Raw genomic sequence first — 9,560 nt, forward strand, 5'->3', positions numbered from 1 at the left:
GGTGCGATGGTAATTAGCGGTCCGAGTCTCACTATCTGGACGGTTACTGAGATAGAGATTAAACAACCTCTTACCGTTAAATTTAAAATTCCCGTAACCTGCTAATAATTATGTGAAATCCAATTATGCGTTGCCCATGATACACCCAAACGCCCCAAATGGTTTAGGACAGGACGGTTGAAGTCATGACAACCAGCGAAACAAACACCAAGACTGCTAAGCCGAAAGCTCGGCGGAGCTGTAAACACTGCAAAAAGCGATACACGCCTTATAGATCAACTTCGCAATACTGCTCCAACAGTTGTCGGGTGCTGGCTTGCAATACGCGCAAGAGGCAAGAAGCTGAAAAAGCCGCCAGGCGAGAAGACAGTATGCAGCGCTCAATACGCTGGCACCGAGGTCAGAAGCAATTCCAACACCTGTCCGAAGACGAACTCAGGGTACTCATTGAGGCCAAATGGGAAGACCGACACCAAAAAGACCTTCAAAGAAGGGTTAGTGCCCGGGAGCGATACGGGCGTCAGAAGTCATCTGAAAATTTTGGTGCGAAACTTCTCCTATCGAAATCTGGCGACAATAGAAAAAACCAGAGTCCAGAAGAGTGTGGATCAGAGTCCCCAAGAACAGGTACACAGGCTAATAGTACTCGACCAATTATCGAGACGAAGCGGCGCCGTAAGCTTCTTCTGCGAAACCAGGACAGCTGATCCCGCACAAAGGTCGCAAAATTTGGACGCCCTCGTCCTTCAACTGATGCTCTAACTTGAGCATATCTGCAGTAGTCGTTTTACACCGTACATCTGTAGAACCCTTCCTCAAGGTACTACTCTAGTCCTTTAAGGATGGCTCCCCTGGGAGGTGGCTAGACCATTGTAATTAAATGGTTTTGATCGCCCACTTTCCGCAACTGTCGCGTTTTCGCGCATTCTAATCCCGACAACCCTCTCCAACTAATCGCAACTAAGCCCCAACAGGCACTGTTGCTCCAAAAGGAAATACTGCTATGGCTGACATCACCGTCGTCGACACCATTATGGGTGCCGGCAAGACATCGTTCATCATCGAATACATGAACCGTGCCCACTTCGAGGGCATGTTCAATTCATCTAAGCGTCGCTTTATCTACGTTACGCCTCTCTTGGACGAAGTTGAACGGGTAAAGAACGCTTGTCCCAATCTCAGATTCAAGGACCCCAAGCCAATACATGGTCGCAAATACTACGGTCTTCAGAAGCTGATCGACGAAGGCGAGAACATCGCGACGACACACGAGCTATTCAGGATGATCACACAAGAAACGAGAGAAGCCCTTTTGTCGGGCAACTACACGCTCGTGATTGACGAAGTTCTTACATGCTGTGATTTCTTCGATGGGTTGACCAAATTCGACCAAGACGACCTCTTCTCCGCCGGAAAAGTGTATGTTGAACAATCTACCAAGCGTCTTCGCTGGAACCACGAGGAGCATGCGAGCTACGAAGGTAAGTTTTCTCCAATCAAGCACCTCTGCGACAATGGGAACCTGACTGTCTATTCGGATGGACAGCGCAACAAACGTGTCCTGATCTGGCAGTTTCCGGTTGAGTTCCTGGAGTGCTTCAACGAGGTCTTTGTGCTGACCTACTTGTTCCAAGGGTCTCCTATGCGATCCTACTTGGAGGCAGAGGGCATTTCGTTTGATTTGAAGGCAGTGTCTGGAAACCGCTCTACCGGATACAAACTAATACCGTGGTTGGATCACAACGAAAGAGAGATCAAGTCTAAGGTTCGAAAGTTAGTTTCGATCTACGACGGCAGAGGAAACGACATCGGAACCCCAAAGGGAAGAGAGCAGCCGTTGTCATCCTCATGGTTCAAACGGGCCGACGCGGCATCCCTACGTAAGTTAAAGGGCAACACCGTTACGTTCTTTAAAAACCACGCCAAGACACGATCAGGAGACAACGCATGGACATCGTTCAAGGACCACCGAAAGAAACTGAAAGGCGAGAGCTATTCCGGTAAGAGCTGCTGGATACCACTCAATACCAAGGCCACAAATGACTTCGCTCACAAGAAATCCATGGCGTACCTAGCCAACAGGTTCTCCTTGCCGATCCTCCGCAACTTCTTTGCAGAACAAGGTATCGAGATGAATGACGAAATCTATGCGATCTCAGAGATGGTCCAGGTCATATGGAGGACGGCAATCAGGAACAATGAACCGGTCATACTGTACATCCCTAGCGAACGAATGAGGACGCTGTTCCAATTGTGGTTGCAAACCGACAGCACCGCGGATTTGCTCGATCAACTTGCACCTGAACCTCAAAAGCTAGCCGCGTGAAAACTCAGCCCTCGCCGATCTGGTGGGGGCGCCCCAAATTTGGATTTGGACCGCATGTTGCTTTGAAATGACTGTCTTCGTTCCTACCTTTTTTACTCAGCTGCCATTTGCAGCTTCGGTTACCTTGTCAAAGTGGTTCTCAAATATTGCGAAGGGAATCCGGACGGTTTCCCAGACGCCGGAGCCTTTGTTGGCCGGAATCTGAGGAGAAATATCGCTTGGTCTCAAGACTGCAAGATTGGAGTATGCATCCTCCAAACACCAAAGATGGAAGTGATAGTCTTTAGAGCTTTCAGCAGTTTCCCATTCGTTTCTTGTTATGAAAAAAAATGCATTCGACACTCTAGCCGTGGAACACTTTGCCTCGATTTTTAATGGCGTGTCATCGTCAAAAGACTGTCGCGAGAGTATGTCGTAACCATAGTGGTCGCCGTCGAGTGCCATCCATTTTGGTCGGAATCTTGTTCTCTTGGTTTCATACTTAATGGATAAGCGTTCCCCTGTGCGTCCTAGTTCCAGTTTTCGCTTATCATTCTCCCCTCTCACCCTAGCGCCAAGTTTGTCCCAGAAATCAATAACTTCTTGATCTTCGCCGTCGGCCAAACCGGCCTCGTACAACAACTGTGAAATTTCCGGGGGAGACTGTAGCAAGACCTGTCGCCTACCGTAGCGTACTAGTTGCAGCCATGGATCTCTTCGCTCAATGAAATAGTCCGCTAACATGAAACGAAGTTGGCTCGTTGAGTGATTAAGTTCCAAACAAGCTCTGCCGCGCTCTGTAATCGCGATGTGCCCATCAATATTCGTAAAAACCCAGTTTAAAGAACTCGCATGGTCTAGGATTGTATGTGCTGGAACAATACCGAAGTTCAGATTGACTACTTCAGGCCGTGTCAGCCTCTGTCTCTCCAGCACTCTGAGAAGCTCAAAGCACTCGTAGGCGGTGCTAGGGGTCAAAAGGTTTTGCATTGGCTATCGCCTGAACGCGTCTAAAAGTGCTTTAACGTCGTCTAAATCCAGCGCCGCCGAGTCTATTTCAGCGTCCTCATCAGAGACTTGAATTGGAGAAATACTAAGTGAACTGTCCTTCAGAGCCGTAGCCATTGCGTCAACCTTGGCTTCAAGCCGAAGCCTCACGGTTTCATCAATAGTTCCCTCACATTCCACGACATCCAGGTGGGTCAGTTGCGTCTTCGATAAACCTAATCTGTGTATTCGGTCTTCCGATTGAAGGTATTGAGCTGCATTGAAATTTCTGTCGAGGTAGATCGCATGATGACAAACGTGATGAAGGCTAATGCCTTCGCTGGCCGCTGCAGGATTCGCAATCATCACCTGACATGTAGGGTCGTCGTGGAACTTTTTGATTTTCCCTTCTCGAGTATCCTCGTCTTCGTCGCTACCAGCATCTACGCCACCGTGGATAAATACGGCGCCTAGATCGCGAAAGCACTCGGCTAGATACTCTACGTTCTTTACAAAAGAGGTCCAAATCAGAACCTTGTGGTCGTTCTTGGTCAATTCTCGCGTACGTTTGACAACATAGCGAATCTTGGGACCCTCTCCTGCAGCTAGGGTGTCAGACAGTTCATCCGCGAATTTAAACTCGGGTTTATCCGCAAGTAGAGCAGGGTTGGAAACGAATTGCAGTACAGTTGTCACCGACTTACCAAATCGACGAAGGGCAAACTTAGTATTTTCAGAAAGCGCTTTTTCTGCTTCTCTCGCAATTTCGCTCTTTAGCAAGCGGTAGAGCTTTTCTTGGTGCGAATCCATTTGTAGCCGAGTCAAAGTTCTTCGAACCTCAGGCAAGTCCAGTTCCGCTTTGTTAGTACGAACATAAATTTTGTTCACTAGCCCGATGACGTTTTCTACGTTTGCGCCAATTTCAGGATAGAGAAAGTTGAACTGCGGGATTAAGTCTTCCACAGATTGCGGCATTGGAGTTCCGCTCATTATTAGTTTGCTTTGCGGAAGGTGGGAAAACCGAAGTATTGCTTGAGTGGAAATGCTATTCGGATTTTTGATCCTATGGCTTTCGTCCAAGAAAACGTGAACACTATTTTTGGACAAATAGTCCGAAATTACATCTCCCACGCGGGTAAGTTGCTGATATCCAATTATCATGAGTTTTGGGCGATCGAGAAGTTGCGAGGGTATCTTGCCTGTTTTCCGCAACCTTTCAAATTTGCCACTCAGGCTGGGTATGCACTCTGCAATTTGCTCGTCCCACGCCGCAAATGCGTTTTTTGGGGCGACTACGAGTAGACTATCATCCTTTGAAGACTTCAGAGCAAAAAATGCAAGAGCTTCAGTTGTTTTTCCAGCTCCAGGGACTGAGAATGTAGCTCCACTGGGACGAGAGATCAGCTTGGATACGTTCCTAGATTGGTGCTGAGTCAGTCTTCGCTTAAACCCAGCCTCTAACAGGAGATTTTCCAGTTCCTGACGGCCTAACTCATCCGGGATTTCGTTGAAGCTTTCTTGCCTAGCTCGCGCCTCGCCGAGCATCCTCAGTGCGTCAGGAGCAATACTGAAATCCTTATCTGACCGGAGACCAAAAGCGGAGATAATGTTCAAGATTTCCGTTCGAACTGACAAAAACCTCCACCACGGTAATGTGATCGAAAGCTCTGTTTGTCTTTGGGCATCTTCTGATGCCTCCAGACAAGCCGTGCAAATAAACTTAAGCCACTTCTGTTCGGCGTCTTCTGATGCCCAACTTAGCACCGCTTTCCGATCCTTATCAGCGTAGTCGAATAGCAGCAAATTAGTTGTTCCGCGTCGCTAAAAAGGTTCGTATTTTGGTAATTGAGGCTTCGATCTCATCTAACTGAGCAGATGCTCCATCAATTGTGGCTTCAGGGGTCAGTCCCAAGTTGACTGCCTCAATTAACGCGGTCTGAGATTTTTGTAGCTTCTGCATTAAAAAATCTGACTTTGCTTTATCGCTCAGCTTCTCCTTTTCACTCTCCAAAGTACTCACAATAATGTCGTGGGCTTTGGTAAGTTCTGCGGAAGAGCTGTGGATTTGAGCGACAAGCTGCATATCTTGCTGTTGCGTACCAGTTACAGCTCCTCCACCGAAAGCGTCTTCAGCCTGAGAGTCCACAGAGCCGTCACTCTCGACAGAAAACTCTTGCCGCAACTGATCTTTTACCGAAGACAGATGTTTGCCGAGCGTTGGAATAAACGTATACAGCCGCTCACCTGCAGCGTCCGGGTCATCAATGTAAGAAAATGCCAGCTGCTTCAAAACCTCCCTGTCCGCCGCACTTTGCTGCTCCTTCATGGTCTTGTTCAAGCGTTTGAACGTGTGTTCCGTTTCACTTAGTTCTGACCAGATGTTTTTCTTCCCGCGTGTTTCTAGGTACTCTGCGCCCAGATCACGAATTTCGAAAAGTTCCTCGATTTCTTTCTTTTGTTTCCGGTACTGCTTGGCCAATTCCTTGGTGCTGTAACCAAACTTTCTCTGCTTCTCCCGAAACATCTTGGCTTCTGCGTGCCAGGAGTAGTCGCTACGTATATCCCTTTCGATCTGCAACCTGGACTCGAGAGCGTCTAGTTCCTTCTCTTCGCACTTTGGAAGCACAACCACGTCTACATGGCTGAAATGTGGGTAACTGTCTGGGTCTGACCAGAAAAACTCTCGCCAACAGCACAGTCGGCGGTTACCGTTAATTACGAAGCCATTCTCATCGAGCAGAAGCGGTTCAACTTGTCTGTTTGATGGATCCTTAAATTTCTCGGAGAGGCCCTCTTCTCCTATCATGCTTTCTAGAATTTGGTGCTGCGCTTCTTGCAGTACATAAAGCTCTGGATCCCCGTCGGTAAAAAAGTTCTCATTCTTACCGTTGATCGTTACCCATTCTTCTTGGACCGAAGATGTACGACCATTGGCAATTCTGTACTTAGGAAGATTGATTTCTACTCGAATAATCGGAAGGCTCGCCACCTCGCCTTTGAAATTCTCTATTCTAAACGTATCGGCGCTGGTTCTCTTTGCCTCCTCATGAAGGTCAGAAAAACACTCTTTTCGATTAGGTAGCGCCCATCCGTATCGGTTTTCAGCTAATGCTTTGTTAACTTCTTCGTTCATGTCTGCTTTCTTCTCATTGGAAGGATATTACCGCTATCGGTATGTAGATGACTTTTTTGAATATTTGTAATTCGCTTACCAACCTATCGGAGTTCGCCAGATTGTCGCCAAGCTCTCTCGCCGCCATTGCTGTTGGCAATACCAGCACGCCCACGTCGATGATGTTGCTCAAATACATCTGCTGAAGCTTGATCAGGTCGGCGTACATCCTCGACATGTTACCAGTAACTTGGATACCAAGGCCGACTTGGTTTTTTTGCGCTGCAATAGTGATTTTAGAACCATGCGCAATCTGGACTCTACTCGTCCAGCCTTGCCGAAACAAACCATCTTCAATTTCGTTTCGCAGATCGGAGCCGAATCCACGCTCGATTGGGGTCTTGCAATGGTGAAGTGCTTCCAATACCTCACTTTCCTCGTTGGCTGGTAGCAATTCCACACCGCCGAGGTGAGAGTTTTTGAACGTGTCCATAGATACTTAGCCGAGTAATTCTGTTGCGAGCAACCATACACTGGTCACTTGTCAATGCCACGAGAAAATTCAGAGCATTGCCATCCATTCGTTGCCATTGGAAGACGATAGGTTCGTTGGTCGACAGGGATAGATGAACCAAAGAAGCGGGTCACTTCTGCATATTAGCTTTGTGCTTGTATGAGTCGATCTTGTCCCCGCTTATTTTTAGAGCAGAAAGTTGCGCCAATTGGCTAGGCCCGATAGGGTCAACCTTCGGTTTTGACGAGGAGGCAGGGTCGTGGACCGAGCAAAAAACAGTGGTAAGAGGCTGACTGAAATAGATGCTGCAATCGTCAAGGGGATGTTGCTACGAGGTGACAGGCAACACGACATTGCGGCTTGGTTCGGTGTCAACGGCGGTCGCATTGGTGAGATAAGTAAGGGCAAGAAGTTTCTTGACGTTCAGCCTCAACTCGAAAGTCTGCCGCGACCGGGTCCCTATTTGTCCGGGATGGCGTCAGAAAGTCTCATGTCCGAATTTCGAATGCTTCGAAGCAAGACAAGGAAGCTACTTGATCATAATGACCTAAGCCCCCAAGCGCGATCCATAGCAGCTAGCATGTTGAACCAGCTTGAAACAGTTATCGGGGACTAGTCATTGGCAAGTGCAACACTTCGATCCGAGCTCCACTTTACCACTTTGTAAATTGCACTCTCGAACGATCTGGCGTTGAATAAGAAAAAAATATTGCCTGGGGTGGATCCGGTTACTCACACATGGTAATAGAGGCACAACTTGAAGGCGGGGGCGTTTTTGCGGGTAGTAGATTTATATGCAGGTATAGGCGGCTGGTCCGTGGGCTTCAAACTTGCCGGGTTCGAAGTTCTCAAGTCATATGAGTGGTGGGAACCTGCAGCCAGAACACACGAAGCCAATGGTTCGTCGGACGTTGCAATAGCCGACATTCGTCAACTCAACCTGACCTCTTTGCCCGTTGACGTAGATGTCGTAGTCGGGAGCCCCCCTTGTACGCAATTTTCATATTCAAATCGCGGGGGTTCAGGCGACATAGCTGACGGGTTGGTCGACTTGGAACGATTTTTGGCAATCGTAAAGCATTTAAAGCCCAAAGCATGGGCTTTTGAGAATGTTCCGCGTGTAAAAAACGTGATTGAAAGAGAGCTTTCCAAGGGTGGGGCCCTAGAGCAATACAAAAATCTGTTCAAAGACGCCCAGATTGAGATTTTCGATATGGCAAACTTCGGCGTACCTCAGCGCCGAAAACGGTGCATCGCAGGAAACTTTGATTTTGGGCTTCTTAGGTCATACCACTCTGTAATGGAGCAACCCACACTTGGTGATGTTGTTGGGGCACTCCAGCAAGGTCGCGACCCGATCTTTCAAACCTCAAGTAAATTCGTCATCCACGACAACGATCCAGAAGAACCTCTCAATTGGGAGGAGGAGCGGTTTAACCGTGATATGAAAGAAGCTCACCCTGTTTATAACGGAATGCCTTTCCCAGATCCTTTGGATCGATCCAGCCGAACTATTACGGCAACATGCACACGTGTATCACGAGAAAGTTTGATAATACGCGAACCGAATGGTGCGTCGTTCAGACGACTGTCTGTGCGTGAGCGAGCTTCGCTACAGAGCTTTCCTGTTAAGTTTCAGTTTCTGGGTAAAAGTCACGCGCAGAAGTTGAAGATGATTGGCAATGCTATTCCACCGGTATTCACCTATCTTATTGCTGAGGCTATTAAAGGAACTGACGCGAGCTGCCTTCGTCTACCTTCCGAAATTGATGCCAACGCACTGATTCCTGAGGGTGAGGGCGTCAAAACCCTACCAGACAACTCGGGCAGGACGTACCCAGAAGACAGAAGGTTTCGCTTCAGTATTCCAAACCTTAGGTTCAAAAGTGGGACCCGCTTCGAACTTTCGAATGTTGAGGGTCAAGACAGATGGCATGTCGCGTTTTTTTTCGGTGACTCAAAACGCATCCACAATAGGACGTTCACTCAGGACGCAATCGAAACGGCAATAACAAATTCACCAAAACATATCGCTGATCAGGTTTGCAAAACGCAAAGACACTTCATGGACAAAGTGGACCTGAATGGGCTGGACGCTCTACAAGCAACTTGGAGTCATAGATCGCAGGGATTGCATCCGTTTGAGCTTATTGACCGTTTGGGTCAATTCGTAGATCAAGAGTTAGAGCAGGGTAAATGGTCCTGTTTGGCCGACAGTGATCTCAAAATTTTTGTCCACAACATTATCTTTGATCAATATCAGGCGGAGAATTTTGCGGTGCAGAAAATCTCCAGATACCTCCGACAAATTGCTATTGGATCCGTAGTTGCATCTCTGGTTAACTGCAAACTATTTGAAACACGGCAAAAAATACTGTCCACGGTTTGATCCGACGACAAATGCGGCTGGTTTGATAACAACAAGGAAAAAAGCGCCTGGGTTGCACAACGGAGTGCATACCCCGAAGCATCAGAACTGTTTCGGTATCATGACCTTCGTCCTATTAGCCCCACCGGCTTTATCATGAACGGAAACCGAAATGGTTGGCGCGGGCTGCCTGTTATCCGCTCGCACTAGCTTGTTTTGGCTGTCAGAACTTGTTCGAAGATGGTTTGCGTTTGTTTATTCCGAAACGACAAGA

The 9,560-nt window shown here is 47.9% G+C and carries 6 protein-coding genes; 2 read left to right on the forward strand and 4 right to left on the reverse strand.

What is annotated here, in order from left to right:
- Window positions 1–1,003 precede the first annotated feature (1,003 nt).
- Window positions 1,004–2,326, forward strand: a complete 1,323-nt coding sequence (locus tag ACR0LN_RS23475; RefSeq protein WP_480433134.1) for a DEAD/DEAH box helicase family protein — start codon at window positions 1,004–1,006, stop codon at window positions 2,324–2,326.
- 96 nt (window positions 2,327–2,422) lie between these two features.
- Here ACR0LN_RS23475 and ACR0LN_RS23480 read toward each other — a convergent pair whose 3' ends face one another.
- Genes ACR0LN_RS23480 through ACR0LN_RS23495 form a run of 4 tightly spaced genes read right to left on the reverse strand, consistent with a single transcriptional unit; the run spans window position 2,423 to window position 6,897 of the window.
- Window positions 2,423–3,295, reverse strand: a complete 873-nt coding sequence (locus ACR0LN_RS23480) for a protein NO VEIN domain-containing protein (RefSeq protein WP_480433135.1) — start codon at window positions 3,293–3,295, stop codon at window positions 2,423–2,425.
- A gap of 3 nt (window positions 3,296–3,298) precedes the next feature.
- Entirely contained in the window at window positions 3,299–5,095 is a 1,797-nt protein-coding gene (locus ACR0LN_RS23485) for a DEAD/DEAH box helicase (RefSeq protein ID WP_480433137.1), read from the reverse strand.
- A gap of 1 nt (window position 5,096) precedes the next feature.
- Window positions 5,097–6,425, reverse strand: coding sequence for a hypothetical protein (locus ACR0LN_RS23490; protein ID WP_480433138.1), 1,329 nt, complete (start codon window positions 6,423–6,425; stop codon window positions 5,097–5,099).
- A gap of 13 nt (window positions 6,426–6,438) precedes the next feature.
- Window positions 6,439–6,897 carry a BglII/BstYI family type II restriction endonuclease gene (locus ACR0LN_RS23495; RefSeq protein WP_480433140.1) on the reverse strand — a complete coding sequence of 153 codons (459 nt, stop codon included), beginning with the start codon at window positions 6,895–6,897 and terminating at the stop codon, window positions 6,439–6,441.
- A gap of 778 nt (window positions 6,898–7,675) precedes the next feature.
- Here ACR0LN_RS23495 and ACR0LN_RS23500 point away from each other — a divergent pair.
- Window positions 7,676–9,307, forward strand: a complete 1,632-nt coding sequence (locus ACR0LN_RS23500; RefSeq protein ID WP_480433141.1) for a DNA cytosine methyltransferase — start codon at window positions 7,676–7,678, stop codon at window positions 9,305–9,307.
- Window positions 9,308–9,560 lie beyond the last annotated feature (253 nt).

It is taken from the genome of Ruegeria sp. AA6, assembly GCF_056542865.1.

What these genes read in the sequence shown, in the direction of transcription:
- ACR0LN_RS23475 (WP_480433134.1), top strand. Translation starts at nt 1,004, where the DNA reads ATGGCTGACATCACCGTCGTCGACACCATTATGGGTGCCGGCAAGACA.
- ACR0LN_RS23495 (WP_480433140.1), bottom strand. Translation starts at nt 6,897, where the DNA reads ATGGACACGTTCAAAAACTCTCACCTCGGCGGTGTGGAATTGCTACCA.
- ACR0LN_RS23490 (WP_480433138.1), bottom strand. Translation starts at nt 6,425, where the DNA reads ATGAACGAAGAAGTTAACAAAGCATTAGCTGAAAACCGATACGGATGG.
- ACR0LN_RS23480 (WP_480433135.1), bottom strand. Translation starts at nt 3,295, where the DNA reads ATGCAAAACCTTTTGACCCCTAGCACCGCCTACGAGTGCTTTGAGCTT.